General features: G+C 72.4%; 14 protein-coding genes. 8 read left to right on the top strand and 6 right to left on the bottom strand.

Annotation, left to right across the window (positions count from 1 at the left end; all coding sequences use genetic code 11):
• The first annotated feature begins 20 nt into the window (after positions 1–20).
• On the top strand, positions 21–650 hold the full coding sequence (locus tag ACFVWW_RS28360; protein ID WP_384331835.1) for a bifunctional 4-hydroxy-2-oxoglutarate aldolase/2-dehydro-3-deoxy-phosphogluconate aldolase: 630 nt from the start codon (positions 21–23) through the stop codon (positions 648–650).
• Between the two features lie 41 nt (positions 651–691).
• On the opposite strand, the gene ACFVWW_RS28355 is transcribed toward ACFVWW_RS28360, so the two are convergent.
• The 5 genes from ACFVWW_RS28355 to ACFVWW_RS28335 all read right to left on the bottom strand — a co-directional run bounded on the left by ACFVWW_RS28355 (position 692) and on the right by ACFVWW_RS28335 (position 5,907).
• Positions 692–1,582 (bottom strand): GNAT family N-acetyltransferase, encoded by an 891-nt coding sequence (locus tag ACFVWW_RS28355; RefSeq protein WP_386877416.1) that lies wholly within the window; start codon positions 1,580–1,582, stop codon positions 692–694.
• A gap of 55 nt (positions 1,583–1,637) precedes the next feature.
• Positions 1,638–3,029 (bottom strand): bifunctional RNase H/acid phosphatase, encoded by a 1,392-nt coding sequence (locus ACFVWW_RS28350; protein WP_386877417.1) that lies wholly within the window; start codon positions 3,027–3,029, stop codon positions 1,638–1,640.
• A 3-nt stretch (positions 3,030–3,032) separates the two neighbouring features.
• Positions 3,033–3,776: a zinc ribbon domain-containing protein gene (locus ACFVWW_RS28345; protein ID WP_386877711.1), complete on the bottom strand. Its 744-nt coding sequence runs from the start codon at positions 3,774–3,776 to the stop codon at positions 3,033–3,035.
• A complete protein-coding gene (locus ACFVWW_RS28340) occupies positions 3,773–4,651 on the bottom strand; it encodes a Nif3-like dinuclear metal center hexameric protein (protein WP_386877418.1) in 879 nt (292 codons plus the stop codon). Before ACFVWW_RS28340 ends, ACFVWW_RS28345 begins: the two co-directional genes overlap by 4 nt.
• A gap of 215 nt (positions 4,652–4,866) precedes the next feature.
• Entirely contained in the window at positions 4,867–5,907 is a 1,041-nt protein-coding gene (locus tag ACFVWW_RS28335; RefSeq protein ID WP_384331827.1) for an ABC transporter substrate-binding protein, read from the bottom strand.
• Positions 5,908–6,158: 251 nt separating this feature from the next.
• On the opposite strand from ACFVWW_RS28335, the gene ACFVWW_RS28330 reads away from it, so the two are divergent.
• From ACFVWW_RS28330 to ACFVWW_RS28305, 6 genes are all read left to right on the top strand, one after another.
• The gene (locus ACFVWW_RS28330; protein WP_386877419.1) at positions 6,159–7,382 is read left to right on the top strand and encodes a hypothetical protein; all 1,224 of its coding nucleotides are present in this window, start codon (positions 6,159–6,161) and stop codon (positions 7,380–7,382) included.
• Between the two features lie 530 nt (positions 7,383–7,912).
• Entirely contained in the window at positions 7,913–8,887 is a 975-nt protein-coding gene (locus ACFVWW_RS28325) for an ATP-binding cassette domain-containing protein (RefSeq protein ID WP_386877420.1), read from the top strand.
• Positions 8,887–9,612: an ABC transporter permease gene (locus ACFVWW_RS28320; RefSeq protein WP_384331815.1), complete on the top strand. Its 726-nt coding sequence runs from the start codon at positions 8,887–8,889 to the stop codon at positions 9,610–9,612. Before ACFVWW_RS28325 ends, ACFVWW_RS28320 begins: the two co-directional genes overlap by 1 nt.
• The gene (locus ACFVWW_RS28315) at positions 9,609–10,871 is read left to right on the top strand and encodes a sensor histidine kinase (RefSeq protein WP_386877421.1); all 1,263 of its coding nucleotides are present in this window, start codon (positions 9,609–9,611) and stop codon (positions 10,869–10,871) included. Before ACFVWW_RS28320 ends, ACFVWW_RS28315 begins: the two co-directional genes overlap by 4 nt.
• A gap of 79 nt (positions 10,872–10,950) precedes the next feature.
• Positions 10,951–11,454: a hemerythrin domain-containing protein gene (locus ACFVWW_RS28310; protein WP_384331809.1), complete on the top strand. Its 504-nt coding sequence runs from the start codon at positions 10,951–10,953 to the stop codon at positions 11,452–11,454.
• A gap of 74 nt (positions 11,455–11,528) precedes the next feature.
• Positions 11,529–12,161, top strand: coding sequence for a response regulator (locus ACFVWW_RS28305; protein ID WP_384190199.1), 633 nt, complete (start codon positions 11,529–11,531; stop codon positions 12,159–12,161).
• A 52-nt stretch (positions 12,162–12,213) separates the two neighbouring features.
• Here the strand turns inward: ACFVWW_RS28305 and ACFVWW_RS28300 are convergent, their stop codons facing one another.
• Complete coding sequence (locus ACFVWW_RS28300; RefSeq protein ID WP_386877422.1) at positions 12,214–13,653, bottom strand: MFS transporter; 1,440 nt, start codon at positions 13,651–13,653, stop codon at positions 12,214–12,216.
• A gap of 261 nt (positions 13,654–13,914) precedes the next feature.
• On the opposite strand from ACFVWW_RS28300, the gene ACFVWW_RS28295 reads away from it, so the two are divergent.
• Entirely contained in the window at positions 13,915–15,693 is a 1,779-nt protein-coding gene (locus ACFVWW_RS28295; protein WP_384190175.1) for an MFS transporter, read from the top strand.
• Positions 15,694–15,842 lie beyond the last annotated feature (149 nt).

Here is a 15,842-nt window from a genome sequence, read left to right as displayed (position 1 = left end):
ACGCACGGCAGGATGAGTCCATGACCTCCGTGCTCGACCTCGCTCCCGTCATCCCTGTCGTCGTCCTCGACGATGCCGCCGACGCCGTACCTCTCGCCCGCGCCCTGGTCGCGGGCGGGCTGCCCGCGATCGAGGTGACGCTGCGGACGCCGGCCGCCCTCGACGCGATCCGCGCCATCGCGGCGGAGGTGCCGGACGCCATGATCGGTGCGGGCACGGTGCTGACGGCCGACGCGGTCATCGACTCGGTGAAGGCGGGCGCGCGCTTCCTGGTCAGCCCGGGGTGGACGGACGCGCTCCTGCGCGCGATGCAGGTCTCGGGCGTCCCGTTCCTGCCGGGGGTGTCGACGGCGTCGGAGGTCGTGGCGCTGCTGGAGCGCGGGGTGACGGAGATGAAGTTCTTCCCGGCGGAGGCGGCGGGCGGCACGGCCTACCTGAAGTCCCTGGCGGGCCCGCTCCCCCGGGCGCGCTTCTGCCCCACGGGCGGGATCACGGCGGAATCGGCCCCGTCGTACCTGTCCCTGCCGAACGTCGGCTGCGTCGGCGGTACGTGGATGCTGCCGCCGGACGCGCTGGCGGCGAAGGACTGGGACCGGGTGGAGTCCCTGGCCCGCGAGGCGTCGACGCTGAGCCTGTCGCGCCGGTCCTGACCTCCGTACGGGCCCGGTCCCTCCCCGGCCGCCCGGCTCCCTCACCGACCGCCGAAGTCCAGGAAGTCCGGGGAGTCCAGGAAGTCCAGCGAGACGTACTCCGCCACCGGCCGGTAACCCAGGCGCGGATAGAGCGCGTTGGTCGTCGGGTTCGCCGTGTCCGTGAAGAGCAGCACCTCGTCCGCGCCCGCCTCCCGCGCGGCCCCGCTCACCGCCGCCGTCACCGCCGCCGCATACCCATGGCCGCGCAGCTGCGGCGGGGTGTAGACCGGCGCGACCCGGATCTGCCCCGCCACCAGCGGCGTACGGCCCGCCATCGACACCGGCACGCCGGGGGCCGACTCCCAGAACAGCAGCCGCCCGTCCTCGATCCTGCGGACCGTCGCGGCCGTGTAATCCGTCCCGGCCGGCTCCCCGATGTCCGCGGCGAACGCGTCCATCCACTCCACGGCCAACGGTACGTCCCCGGCGCCCGCGAGTCGCGCCCGGCCCGCGGGCGCGGGCAGTCGCGGAGTCAGGTCGCCGAGGCGGAAGAGCCGCATCCCCTGGGAGTCCCAGCGCCCGTCCGCTCCCCCGGTCAGCTCCTGGGCGAAGGCCGTCGCGCTCTCCTTCTCGCCCCGTACGCCCGACACCGGAGGCCCGCTCGCCCGCAGCACGCGAGCCAGCTCCCGCGCCGCCCGGGTGTCCATCGGCCCGAGGGACGGCGGCCGCGGCGGGGTCTGGACGAACGCTCCGGTCACCGGGGCGCTTTCACTCTCCCGCCACCAGCCGAACCGCGCTGAAGCGGCCGTACCAGCGACACCGACCGCGCCGTCACGGCGTACCGACTCGCTGACGGTCAGCAGCACCGTGTTGCGCGCCGGATCCGCCGCCAGGTAGGGATCAGCCACGCGGCGGAACTCCGCCACGTCCTCGGTCAGTTGCCAGGTCATACCCGATGGTCCTACGCCACCGCCCCCGCCGCACCCGCTTTTGGGGCCGGTCCTGTCAGCGCAGATGGGACGTGTCGTTGAGGAGCCGCACCGAGGCATTGCCGTCCGCGTAGTACGCCACGGCCGACAGCGAGGCCGCCGACAGCTCCATCCGGAACAGGGACTCCGGCGGCGCGCCCAGGGCCAGCCGTACCAGCGTCTTCACCGGGGTGACATGCGTGACCAGGAGGACCGTTCTGCCCTGGTACCGGTCGAGCAGCCGGTCGCGGGCGGCCGCGACCCGGCGGCCGACCGTGTCGAAGCTCTCGCCGCCGCCGGTGGGCGCGACGGCGGGCGAGGCGAGCCAGGCGTTCAGGTCGTCGGGGTACCGCTCCCGTACCTCGGCGAAGGTCAGGCCTTCCCACGCGCCGAAGTCCGTCTCCCGCAGGCCGTCTTCAACGGTGACGTCCAGGCCGAGCCGGGCGGCGACGGCTCCCGCGGTCTCGCGGCAGCGCCTGAGCGGTGAGGAGACGATCTCCTGGACGGTGCCGCGCGCGGCCAGCGCCCCGGCGACGGCCTCGGCCTGTCGGCGGCCGGCCGCCGACAGCTCCGGGTCGCTGCCGCCGCTGCCCGAGAATCGCTTCTCGGGGGTGAGGGCGGTCTCGCCGTGCCGCAGCAGTACGAAGGTGGCGGGGGCGCCGAGGTCGGCGGGGGCACCCCAGCCGACGGCCGGGGCGACCCCGGAGGCCGTATCGGTCGCGGAGGCCGTACCGGTCGCAGATGAAGCGGTAGGCACCACCGGCGAAGCCGTCTCCGACAGGGACAGCTCGGTCTGAGCCGCGCGCCCCACGGCCTTGCCGGCCCCGGACCCCGCCATCGCCGCCCGCGCCTTGGCCGCACCCGCCACGGCGTCACCCGGCGGCCCGGACTCCACAGCGGCGGCCGCGCGCGCCGCTGACGCGTCCAGCGCGGCCGTGGACGCCGAAGGCTCCCACTGCCTGCCCTTCTTGCCCGCGTCCATCGCCTCGTTGGCGAGCCGGTCCGCGTGCTTGTTCTTCTCGCGCGGGATCCACTCGTACGTGACCTGCCCCGCCGGGAAGATCCGCGCGGCCTCCGCCGCCAGCGGTTTCATGTCGGGGTGCTTGATCTTCCAGCGTCCCGACATCTGCTCGACGACGAGCTTGGAGTCCATCCGGACATGGACCCCGGCGGCCGGGTCGAGGGCCTTCGCGGCCTTCAGCCCGGCGATCAGGCCCTTGTACTCGGCGACATTGTTCGTGGCGACGCCGATGTACTCCGCGGCCTCCGCGAGCGGCTCTCCGCTCCGTGGGTCGAGGACGACCGCGCCGTACCCGGCGGGCCCCGGATTGCCCCGGGAGCCGCCGTCCGCCTCGACGACAAACTTCGGCGTCCGCCGAGGCGGCCGCTCAGACGTCGACGGCGTGGGCGGCGTCGGCGGCGTCGCCATCGGCTACAGACCCGAATCGGCGGTACGGACCAGGATGCGGCGGCAGTTCTCGCACCGCAGCACGGTGTCGGCGGGCGCGGCCCTGACGTCGTTGACCTCGGTGATGTTCAGCTCCAGCTGGCAGCCCTCGCAGCGGCGGCGGAACAGGCGGGCCGCGCCCACCCCGCCCTGCTGGCCGCGCAGCTTCTCGTACAGCTTGAGCAGATCGGCGGGGACGGACCCGGCGATGACCTCGCGCTCCTTGGTCACGGTCGCGGTCTCGCCGTCGAACTCCTCGAAGGCGGCGTCGCGGCGCGCGACCGCGTCGTCGGTCTTGGACTGGACGGAGGAGACGCGTTCCGTCAGCTCGGTGACCCGCTCCTGCGCGGACTCGCGGCGCTCCATGACTTCGAGGACGACGTCCTCCAGGTCGCCCTGGCGCTTGGCGAGCGAGACGATCTCGCGCTGGAGGTTCTCCAGGTCCTTGGGCGAGGTGACCGCGCCGGAGTCCAGACGCTGCTGGTCACGGACGGCGCGCTGGCGCACCTGGTCGACGTCCTGCTCCGCCTTGATCTGCTCGCGGGCGGTGTCGCTCTCCTCGGTCGTCGCGGCGACGAGCAGGTCCCGCAGCTGGGCGAGGTCCTTGGTGAGCGACTCGATCTCGGCGTGCTCGGGCAGGGACGAGCGCTTGTGGTCGAGCTGCGACAGCCGTACGTCGAGGGCCTGGACGTCGAGAAGTCGGATCTGGTCGGCGGGCGCGGCGTTCAGTTGGGGGCTCCTGGGGGATCGGCAGGGGCGCGCGAAGCGCTCGTTGGAAGGGCGGGGGCGAGATGGGCGGACCAGGGGTCGGTGACCGTCTTCGAGACATGGACCCGCAGGTCCCAGCCATGGCGGTCGGAAATCTCGTCGAGCTGGGCGGCGGCCTGCTCGCACCAGGGCCACTCGGTGGCCCAGTGCGCGGCGTCGATCAGCCCGAGCGCGCTGTGCTGGGTGGCCTCGGAGACGGGGTGGTGGCGCAGGTCGGCGGTGAGGAACACGTCCACGCCCGCGGCTCTGACCTGGTCGAAGAGGCCGTCGCCTGAGCCGCCGCTGACCGCGACCGTACGGACGACGGCGTCCGGGTCGCCGGCGATACGGACGCCCTGCGCGGTGGCGGGCAGCCGGTGCGCGACGCGGGCCGCGACGTCGCGGAGCGTGGCGGGGTGATCGAGCTCGCAGATCCGGCCAAGACCCCGTCGGCCGGCGGGGTCGGTGGGATCGGGTACGAGGGGCCCCACGATCCGCAGGTCCAGCGCGCCCGCGAGGGCGTCGGAGACGCCGGGGTCGGCGGTGTCGGCGTTGGTGTGGGCCACGTGCAGCGCGATGTCGTGCTTGATGAGGGTGTGCACCACCCGGCCCTTGAAGGTGGAGGCCGCGACCGTCGTCGTACCGCGCAGATAGAGCGGGTGGTGGGTGACGATCAGCTCGGCGCCGAGCCGCACGGCTTCCTCGGCGATGTCCTGGACGGGGTCGACCGCGAACAGGACACGGGTCACCGTGGCCTCGGGATCACCACAGACCGTGCCGACGGCATCCCACTGTTCGGCCCGCTCAGGGGGCCAGAGGGCATCGAGCGCGGCGAGGACTTCGGACAGACGGGGCACGGGGGAAAGGCTACCTGCCCCGCGTACCCCGGCGGCCCTGGCTCCGGCGGCCACCGGGGCGGGCGGAGCCCGTACGGCACCCGGCGACCGGGCGGACCCCGTACGGCAACCAGCCGGACCCCGTACGGCACCCGGCGACCGGCCGGAGCCCGCAGCCGCGCCTGGCCGCCGGGCGCCGCTGCGGGGCCGCGCTCCCCCGCCCGACGCGGCAGCCGCTACTTGACGAGGTAGCCGCGGAGGTCGTCGAGGACCAGGTTGGCCGCCGTGACGCCCAGGCCCAGGTACCAGGTCTCGTCCTGGACGTCCTTGGCCTGGCCGGCCTTGACCGCCTTCAGGTTCTTCCACAGCGGGTTGGAACGCGCGGTGTCACGGTCGGTCTTGCCCGGGTCTCCGTACACACCGGTGAAGATCCAGTCGGCGTCCGCGTCGTCGATCTTCTCCGGGCTGATCTCCACGGCGAGATCGTTGATCTGCTGGTTCTCGGGCCGCGGCAGACCGGTGTCATCGAGGATCGTGCCGATGAAGGACGCCTTCGCGTACAGCCGCAGCCGGTCGGGCATGTAGCGGACCATCGAGACGGTCGGCTTGTCGGGGCCGATCGCGGCGCCGAGGTCGGCTGCCCTCTTGCCGTACGCGTCGAGCTCGGCCTTCGCCTCGGCGGTACGGTCCAGCGCCTGGGCGTTGAGGAGGTAGTTCTCCTTCCAGGTGAAGCCCGGCCGGATGGAGAAGACCGTCGGAGCGATCTTCGAAAGCTCCTGGTACTTGTCCGCCGCGCGCAGCTGGCTGCCGAGGATGAGGTCGGGGCGGAGGGCCGCGACGGCCTCAAGGTTGAGGTTGTTGATCGTCCCGACGCTCTTCGGGGTGCCCGCGCCCTTCTTCAGGTAGCTGGGGATGCCGTCGTCGCCCTCCGTGGGGGCGTATCCGACCGGCTGGACGCCGAGCGAGACGACATTGTCGAACTCACCGACGTCCAGTACGACGACCCGCTGGGGGCGGGCCTTCAGCTCCGTCTTGCCCAGGGCGTGCGTGATCGTGCGCGGGAACTGGCCCGGCTGGGCGTCGGTCCCGTACGAGGCCGTCTTCTTGGCCGCGTCGGCGAAGTCCTTGCCGCCCGTGGCGACGGCGGCCTTCTTGCCGCTTCCGCCGTCGGAGGCGGCGGAGCCGCTGTCGGAAGAGTCGCCGCTGCCGCAGGCCGCGAGGGAGAGCGTGGCGGCGAGAGCGACTACGGCGGCTGCGCCACGGCGTCGTATGGACATCTTCAATGCTCCTGGGGGTGGGGAAAAAGGGTCGAGCAAGGCGTGCAGAGCGGAGAAGAGCGGTGCAGGGGCGGTGCTCACCTGGTTACTTAGGCGTGCCTTACCTTAGCCACCGCCCTCGCGGCCAGCACACCCGCCCCCGCGCTCTCAGGCGAATCCCGCCCCGGCCACCCTTATGTGTGAAGTGAGGGGCCTTGTGCCGTTCGAGAGGAAGTGCGAAAACTAGCTTCGTCGCCGGAGGTGACGAACCGATGACGGTCTGTGCCATCGAGACGACGGCTGCGAAGGACGGGGCGGTACGGAGTACGGGGTTCGCGATCACGGCGGACGGGGCGTACGCCGCACGGTTGACGCTGGGCGCGACGGGGAGCGGGGACGCGTGGTTCCCGGAGCGGTGGACCCTCGACGGGCCGGAGCCGTACGCCGTACCCCTCCCCCTCGATCAGCCCGAGGAGCCCGACACCGAGGTGCTGCCCCTGAGCGACGGACGGGTGCTCATCCGCCGCCGGGTGGCGGACCGCCATGACTTCTCCCTGCTCTATCCGACGGGACCGGGCACGGGCCAGCTGCCGGTGGGCGCGGTCGCCCGCGCGGAGCTGACGCTGCTGCCGCCGTCACCGGACGGCCGGTGCGTGTACGCCCTGACGCCCGGCGCCCGCTCCACCACGCTCTGGCTGGTGGCGGGCGGCGCGTTCGGCCCCGAGCGGATCGCGGAGGTGCCCGGCCGCTGCTCGGGCGGCGTGTGGCTGGACCGTACGGGGCGGCTGCTGGCCCTGGACCGGGAGACGGACGGCGTGGTGAAGGCCGTCGCCGTCGACCTGGAGCGCGGCGGCGAGGTGACACCGCTGCTGCAGATCACGGAGGAGAGCAACGACCGGCTGCTGCTGGCCGACCCCGACAGCGGGCTGCTGCTGATCCGCTCGGACGCGCCGGGCCATGACCGGCTGGGCTGGGGCGTCCTGGGGAGTCTGCGGCCGGTGCGCTTTCCCGAGTGCCTGCGGCCGGCGGACTGCGCGGTGACGCCGTTCGCCGTCCAGCCGGGGCAGGTGCTGATGCCGGAAAGCTGCGCGGTGGCGTTCCGGATCGACGGGGCGGCGGGCAGCCGGGTGGGGATGTGGCGGCCGGCGGGCCGGCGGCTGCGTCAACTGGCCGCGCCCGAGGGGTGGCTGGCGGGGGCCGGGCTGTGGACCCGGGAGGGTGTGCTGCGACTGCCGTACGCGACGGCGACGGTGCCGTGCGGGGTGGCACGGATGGAGGCCCCGGCCGACGGACTCCTTCCCTCATCCGGGTCCGGGGCGGAATCCGGGTCGGGGGCAGGCGCGGGGGCCTGCGCGGCCGGAGCCGGGCTGATCACGGATCCGGCGCAGATGGAGTCCGCCTGCACGGAACCATCGGCCGCTCCACGCACTCCTGTGATGTGCAGGCCGGTGCCCTTGCAGCAGGCACCGCTCACCGGCCGCGAGGCGGGTGGCTAGACTTTTCGCGGGGCTACGCAGCCGTACCGGCCGGTCGCCGTCGGTGACTGTGATGTGGACAGTGACCGTGTCGCGGCCCGGGTGGTACGGGGACGGCCGGGGCCCCCGCGCCACACACGAAGCGATCACGACGGGGTGACTTCCCACATGTCAGAAGCCCGAATCGACCCGACCCAGCAGCGCCCGCAGGCCACGGCCCTCAACCGTGACGACGCCGGCGGCTTCGGAAAACACCGAGGGGGTGCGGCACCGACGGAGGATTCGGTGTCTCCCGCCTATGGCCGCCACCGCCGTCCGGCAGAAGGCGGCAACGCGGCCTGACGGGTCGACACGTACGAGGAGAGGCCACCGCGCGGCGATCACGCGGTGGCCTCTCCGTCTCCCCCGGGCCAACCGGCAGGCCCGCGGAGCATGTTCGGTGCGCTCGCGGTCGCCTATCACCGCGGGCGGGCGGTGGGACATTTGTACCGGGCAAGTCCGTACACGCGCCTCTGCCGGGGCAACGGCTGGGCCCCGTAGCGTCAATTGGCATGACGCAGACAACAGACACCTCGGCCGCGGTGAGCTTCACCGACGTGGCCAAGAGCTTCGGAGCGGTCCGGGCCGTGGACGGGATCGGCCTCGACATCCCGCGCGGGGAGACCGTCGCGCTGCTCGGACGCAACGGCGCGGGCAAGTCGACCACCATCGGGCTGCTCCTCGGGCTCGACGAGCCGGACGCCGGGACCGTACGGCTCTTCGGCGGACCGCCCTCGCGCGCCGTCGCGGCCGGGCGGGTCGGGGCGATGCTTCAGGACGGCCGGCCGATCCGCCGGGTGACGGTGCGGGAGCTGGTCGCGTTCGTGGCGTCCACCTTCCCGGACCCGCTGCCCGTCGCCGAGGCGCTCGGCCTCGCCGGGCTCACGGACGTCGCCGACCGCCGTATCGACAAGCTCTCCGGCGGCCAGCTGCAACGAGTCAGGTTCGCGGTCGCGCTGGCCGGCGGCCCGGAGCTGATCGTCCTCGACGAACCCACCGCCGCGCTCGACGTGGAGGCCCGCCGCTCCTTCTGGGGCTCCATGCGCGCCTACGCCGAGCGCGGCAACACCGTGCTCTTCTCCACGCACTATCTGGAGGAGGCCGACACCAACGCCGACCGGATCGTCGTCATCGACCACGGCCGGATCGTCGCCGACGGCACCAGTGAGCTGATCAAGGGCTCGGTCGGCGGCCATCTCGTCTCCTTCGACCTGCCGGACGACCTCGCGGGTGAGCCGGCCGAGCCGGCGGGGCAGCCGGCGAGTCAGGGGGCGGGTCAGGGGGCGGGCCTCGGCACGGAGGAGCGGCTCGGGCTGCTGCCCGGCGTCATCTCCGTCGAGATACGCGGGCGCCGCGCCCGGCTCCGTACGGACGACTCCGACGCCACGGTCGTCGCCCTGGCCGGACTCGACGCGATCCGCCGGCTCGAAGTCGCCCCGGCGACGCTCGAAGAAGCCTTTCTGGCCCTCACCAAGGAGGCGGTGTGATGCGGGAGTACATCACGCTCGAAGTGCGCCGGACGCTGCGCGACCCCGGTTTCGTCATCTTCGGCGCCGGGATGCCGGTCCTGATGTATCTGCTGTTCACCAACATCGGCGGGGCCGGCGCCGACGCCGCCGAGTGGAGGACCGCCTCCATGGTCGGCATGGCCGCGTACGGCGCGCTGGGCGCGGCCGTCGGTACCGGTACCGGCATCGCCGAGGACAAGTCACTCGGCTGGCTCCGCCAGCTGCGGATCACCCCGATGTCACCCCGCCGGGTGGTGCTGGGCCGGGCGATCAGCAGCTCGGTGACGGTTCTGCCCGCGCTGCTGGCCGTTCTCGTCGCGGGCGGTCTGGTCAACGGCGTACGGCTCGCCCTCTGGCAGTGGGCCGCGCTGACCGTGCTGCTGTGGGCGGGCGCGCTCCCCTTCACCCTGCTCGGCATCGGCAACGGCTACCGGCTCTCCGCCCAGACGACCGGCGTGGTGAACGTGGGCTGTCTGATGGGCATGTCCGTGATCGGCGGGCTCTGGTTCCCGGTCGAGGCGTTCCCCGGCTGGCTGGCCTCGCTCGCCCGGTACACCCCGGCCAACCGCTTCGCCGATCTGGGCTGGTCCACCACGGCGGGCACCGCGCCCAGCGCCACCACCGTCGTGGTGCTGGCCGGCTGGCTGCTGGTGTTCGGTTCGTACGCTGTGAGCTCGTACCGCAGGTCAGCGAGGACCCTATGACGTCGACGCGAGCACCGAAGACACCAAAGACACCGCAAGCACCGCAAGCACCTCAGGCACCTCAGGCACCGAAGAAGCGGCGCGGGTGCCGGGGACCGGGGCGGCCGGGGCCGCCCAGCGGCTACGCGCTGCTGCCCTGGCTGCTGCTGGGCCTCGGCTCCTTCTCCAATATCGTGCAGGGCAGGACGCCCAACCCCTGGTTCGGCGGCATCGGTCTGCTGGTCTTCAACTCCCTCTATGTCTCCGTGGTGTTCCGGTCCTTCAACCGGGCGGCGCGGGACAGCCGCGCCACCCGGTGGACACTCGTCGCCATGGGCCTGGTGACCTTCGGGCTCAGCGGCGTCTACGGCGGCAACTGGCTGCTGTTCCTGCCGCTCTTCGGACTCGCGTGCGGCAGTGTGCTGCGCGGCCGCGCGCTCGGCTGGGTGGGGCTCCCGCTGAGCGCCGCCGCCGGGGCCGTCGCGGCGTACCACGACGGCTGGGGCGCGATCCCGATCGCGTACGGCACCTTGATCTCCATGATGGTGACCGCTGCCCTCCTCACCCTCTCCGAGACGGTCGTGGAACTGCGCGACACCCGCCAGGAGCTGGCCCGTTCGGCCGTGGAGCAGGAACGGCTGCGGTTCTCCCGCGATCTGCACGATCTGCTGGGCCACACCCTGTCCGTGATCGTGGTCAAGGCGGAGGCCGCGCGCAGGCTGGCGCCGCGCGATCCGGACGCGGCCCTGACCCAGGTCTCGGACATCGAGTCCGTCGGCAGGCAGGCCCTGACCGAGATCAGGGAGGCCGTCACCGGATACCGCGAGGGCAGCCTCTCCACGGATCTGGACCGGGCGCGCTCCGCGCTGTCCGCCGCCGGGATCGAACCGGTGGTACGGCAGTCGGGGCCGCCGCTGGAGCCGCAGACCGAGGTACTGCTCGGCTGGGTGGTGCGGGAGGCGGTGACCAATGCCGTACGGCACAGTGCCGCGACGCACTGCACGATCACGGTGGACGGCTCGCCGGAGCGGGTCCGGCTGACGGTGACCGACGACGGCGTCGGCGCAGGCGTCGGCGTGTCAGTAGGACCCGAGCAGGCGATATCCACCGGGGGTACCTACGGGGGTACGGGCCTGAAGGGCCTCACCGAACGGCTCGCGGCGGCGGGCGGCGCCCTCGAAGCGGGGCCGGCGGGCAAGGGCTTCCGGGTGACCGCCGTACTGCCGGTGGATTCCCCGGCGGTCACCGGACACGTGCTTGACGCTCCGCCCGCCGGGTGATGGAATTCCGCCTCAGCGTCGCGGTGCATCCGGCGAAGAGACCGCCGTGGGCATGGAGGCGCCGAATCATGGGACACCCATGGACCTGCCCCCCGGACCGGACGACCGCCTGACGGCGTTCGGCACCCAGCTGATCGAAACCCATATGTGGCTCCGCGAGGAGCTGGCCCGGCTCCGTGAGGATCTCGCCGCCGACGAGCCACCGGACCCACAGGACCCACGCGGCCTACGGGATCCACGGAAGACGCGCGAGCTACGGGCGCACTGCCTGACCTTCTGCTCGGCGTTGAGCCGGCATCACACCGACGAGGACGACGGGACGTTCCCCGTCCTGGCGGATCGCTATCCCGAACTCCGTCCCGTACTGGAGCAGTTGACCCACGACCACGAGGTGGTGAGCGGGATCCTGCGGAGCGTGGAGGAGTTGCTCGACGGCTTCGAGCCGGGCGGGGCGCGGCGCGTGGCGGCCGAGCTGGACGGTCTGGCCGCCCTGCTGGAGTCGCACTTCGTATACGAGGAGAAGCGCATCGTCACGGCCCTCAACGCGATCAGCGCGGGGAGCGCGCCGAGCCGGGACGGCTGACGCGGCCGACACCTCCCGGACGAGTGCACCGCTCCCGAACCAGTGGGCCGCCCTACTCTTGGGGCGTGACGGAGATGCCCCAGGACCACCGGCCGGCCCCGTGTGTACGCGTCCTCCTCGCCGAGGACCAGGGCATGATGCGAGGCGCGCTCGCACTGCTGCTCGGTATGGAGGCGGACATCGAGGTGGTCGCGCAGGTGGGCACCGGCGACGCGATCGTGGGCGCCGCGCTCACCTCGCGGCCCGATGTGGCGCTGCTGGACATCGAGCTGCCCGGGATCAGCGGACTCGACGCCGCCGTACTGCTGCGGGACGAGGTCCCCGACTGCCGGGTCCTGATCCTGACCACCTTCGGCCGGCCCGGTTATCTGCGGCGGGCCATGGAGGCGGGGGCCGCGGGCTTTCTGGTCAAGGACGGTCCGGTGGAAGAGCTGGCGGCCGCCATCCGCCGGGTGCTGACCGGCGAGACCGTCATCGATCCCGCCCTGGCCGCGGCCGCGCTGAGCGCCGGTCCGAGCCCGATCACGGCGAGGGAGCGGGACGCGCTCAACGCGTCCGTGGACGGCGCGACGGTCGCCGACATCGCGGCGAAGCTGCATCTGTCCGAGTCGACCGTACGGAACTACCTCTCCTCGGCCATCGGCAAGACCGGCACCCGCAACCGTATGGAGGCGGTGCGCGCGGCCCGCAGACAAGGCTGGCTGTAACCGCCCACGCCATCCCCTCCGTATGAATTTCTCATGAACTCCCCATGAACCGCTACGCGTCCGAGGTATCACGCGGCAGCCACAGCAGCATCAGCAGGACCCCCGTCAGCAGCACCCCGCCGCCTGTCCTGAAGGCCAGCGCGTATCCCTCCGTGAGCGCTTCCGGGCTCGTGCCGCCCGCCGTACGGGACGCGGCGACCGTGGAGAGGACCGCGAGTCCCAGCGCGCCGCCCATCGTGCGGGAGGTGTTGACCAGGCCCGAGACCAGTCCGGCGTCACCGGGCGCCGCGCCCGCCGTGGCCAGCGCGGTCAGCGGGGTGGAGGCCAGGCCGATGCCGGCCATCATCAGGACGCCGGGGCCGAGGATCGACGAGAGATATGTTCCGTCGGCGGTCATCGTGGACTGCCAGCCGAAGCCGGCCGCGGCCACCAGCGCCCCCGTCACCGCCAGATTGCGGGCACCGACCCGGACCATCAGCCGGGGCGCCAGCTTGGAGCCGAACACGACGCTCAGGGAGGTGGGGATGAGCGCCAGGCCGGCCTTCAACGGCGCGTAGCCCAGCACGTTCTGCGCGTAGACCGTCATGAAGAACCACATGCCGAAGGAGGACGCACCGCAGACGAACATCGCCGCGTTCGCCGCGGACACGGCCCGCACCCGGAAGAGACCGAGCGGTATCAGCGGCGCCTTCGCCCGCGCCTCCACCGCCACGAACACACCGAGCAGCAGCAGTCCGGCGCACAGCGGCAGCAGCGTCGCCGCGGCGCCCCAGCCCCGCTGCTCCGTCTGCACGACGCCGTACGCGACGGCGGCGAGCCCGGCCGTGACCAGCACCGCGCCGGGCAGGTCGAGGCGCCGGCCCTGGTCCGTACGGCTCTCGGTCAGCCACAGCGCGGCGCCGGCCAGGACCAGCGCACCGACCGGCACATTGATCAGCAGCACCCAGCGCCAGGACAGCAGATCGGTGAGGAGCCCGCCGACCAGACCGCCGGCCGCGCCGCCGCCCGCGCCGACCGCCGACCAGGTGCCGATGGCCCGGGTCCTGGCGGCTCCCGCCGGTACGGCCGAGGTCACGATGGCGAGCGACGCGGGGGCCAGCACGGCCGCGCCGAGACCTTGTGCGGCGCGCGCGGCGAGCAACTGCCAGCCCTCCTGGGCGAGTCCGCCCGCGACGGACGCCAGGGTGAACACCGCGAGCCCGGCCAGGAACATCAGCTTGCGGCCGAAGAGATCCGCGGCCCCTCCGCCGAGCAGCATGAAGCCCGCGAAGGCGATCGAGTAGGCGTTGAGGACCCACTGCAGACCGGTGGTGGAGAGCCCGAGGTCGGCGCGCATCGAGGGCAGTGCGACATTGACCACGGACACGTCGAGCATGACGAGGAACTGACCGGCGCAGGCGGCGAGGATCACCACCCAGATGCGGGGGGATCCGGCGGGCGCGGATATATGCGCGGCTTCGTTTTCTGACGGGGCTCGGACCATGGCCGTCATGGTCGCAGCCGCCGAGCGGTCCGTACATCGGCAGCTGGACATACGACCAACTGCCCACGCCTGACGGCACATCAGGAAAAAAGACCGCGAGCGCCCGGCTCCGTTCGTACCGTGTTCGCCGGAATATCGCGACGACAGGGAAGGTTCATACTGCATCGACTTGGTGGTCACGGCTGTCAGGACGGTGCGCTGACGCCTGCCCAGATATCCCTTTCCACCCCATTCTTCCCGTTATTCTCTTCCTGCCCGGAGGCCGCACGTATGCAACAGGCGACGACCGATCAGCACGCCGGGGCTCTCCCGGATCCACGAGAACGCAAGACCGGCGGGGTCGTTCCCGTCCTCGCCTTCGCGGGCATCACCGTCGCGGTGATGCAGACCCTGCTCGTTCCCGTCATCAAGGATCTGCCCACCCTCCTCCACACGGCGCCCGCCAACGCCACCTGGGTCATGACGGCGACGCTGCTCGCCGGCGCCGTCTCCACCCCGATCATGGGGCGGCTCGGCGATCTCTTCGGCAAGCGGCGGATGCTGCTCGCCAGCCTCGCCGTCATGGTGGTCGGCTCCCTGGTCTGCGGATTCACCGACGACCTGGTCATCATGATCGTCGGCAGGTCGCTCCAGGGCTTCGCGATGGGCGCGATACCCCTCGGCATCGGCATCATGCGCGACGAGCTGCCGCGCGAGCGGCTCGGCTCGGCGATGGCGCTGATGAGCTCCTCCATCGGCGTGGGCGGCGGACTCGCCCTGCCCGCCGCGGCCCTGATCGCGCAGAACGCCGACTGGCACGCGCTCTTCTTCGGCGCGGCCGGGCTCGGCGCGCTGGCGATCCTGCTCACCGTCCTCTTCGTACCCGAGTCGTCGTCACGCGCCGCCGGCACCTTCGACTGGCGCGGCGCGATCGGGCTGTCCGCCGGGCTCGTCTCGCTGCTGCTGCCGATCACCAAGGGCAGCGACTGGGGCTGGGGTTCGCCCACCACCCTCGGGCTGTTCGGCGTGGCCGTCACCATCCTCCTGCTGTGGGGCGTCATGGAGCTGAGGAGCTCCGCCCCGCTGGTCGACCTGCGGACCACCGCACGCCGTGAGGTGCTGCTCACCAACCTCGCCTCGATCATGCTCGGGGTCGCCTTCTACGCGATCTCGCTCGTCCTGCCCCAGCTGCTCCAGCTGCCCGCCTCGACCGGGTACGGCCTGGGCCAGTCGATGCTGGTGGCGGGCCTGTGCGTGGCCCCCCTCGGCCTGACGATGATGTTCACGGCGCCCCTCTACGCCCGCATCTCGGCCAGGCGCGGCCCCAAGGTCTCGCTGATGCTCGGCATGCTGATCATCGCGATCGGCTACGGAGCGGGCCTCGGCCTGATGAGCGCGGCATGGCAGACCATCGTCATCTCGGTGGTGGTGGGCGCGGGCATCGGCCTCGCGTACTCCTCGCTCCCCGCCCTGATCATCGGCGCCGTCGACCCGTCGGAGACCGGCGCGGCCAACGGTCTGAACACCCTGATGCGCTCCATCGGTACGTCGGTGTCGAGCGCGGTGATCGGCATGGTGCTGGCCCACACCTCGGTCCAGGCGGGCGGGGTGGCGGTGCCCACCCTGCACGGCTTCCGTATCTCGTTCGTCATCGCCACGGGCGCGGTGGTCGTCGGCCTGGTGCTGGCGGCGTTCCTGCCGTCGCAGCGGACCGCGCTGCGGGCCGCGTCACTGACCGGCAACGAGGAGAAGGGCCGGCAGCCGACCCTCATCGCCGGCTCCGGCGGATTCCGGGGACGGGTGCTGGACGCCGACGGTGCGCCGGTCGCGCGGGCGAACATCACGCTGATCGACCCGCGGGGCCGGCAGGCGGGCCTGACCACCGCCGACGAGGACGGCCGCTACACGCTGCTGCCGCCGGCCGCCGGGTCCTATGTGCTGGCCGGAACGGCCACGGGATACGCACCGCACGCGAGCCCGGCGGTGTATCCCGGCGGCGGCCTGCCGGTCGATGTCGATCTGGTCCTGCCGGAGCACGCACCGGAGCGCCGAGCCGCGGTCCCGTCCTGACCGGCGGTCCTCCGCGTCCTCATCTTTTACCGCCGGTCTCTTACGCCCGGTCTTTTACGCCCGGTCACGGCGGCCGGGTTTCTTACCCCCGGGCTTTACCCCCGATCTCTTACCCCCGGCACCCGCACTGCCGGGGGCGTACGGCAGCA

Source organism: Streptomyces sp. NPDC058198, assembly GCF_042882605.1.
Taxonomy (GTDB): Bacteria; Actinomycetota; Actinomycetes; order Streptomycetales; family Streptomycetaceae; genus Streptomyces.
The sequence above is the reverse complement of the archived record's forward strand: the minus strand, read 5'-3'. Positions and strand labels throughout refer to the sequence as shown.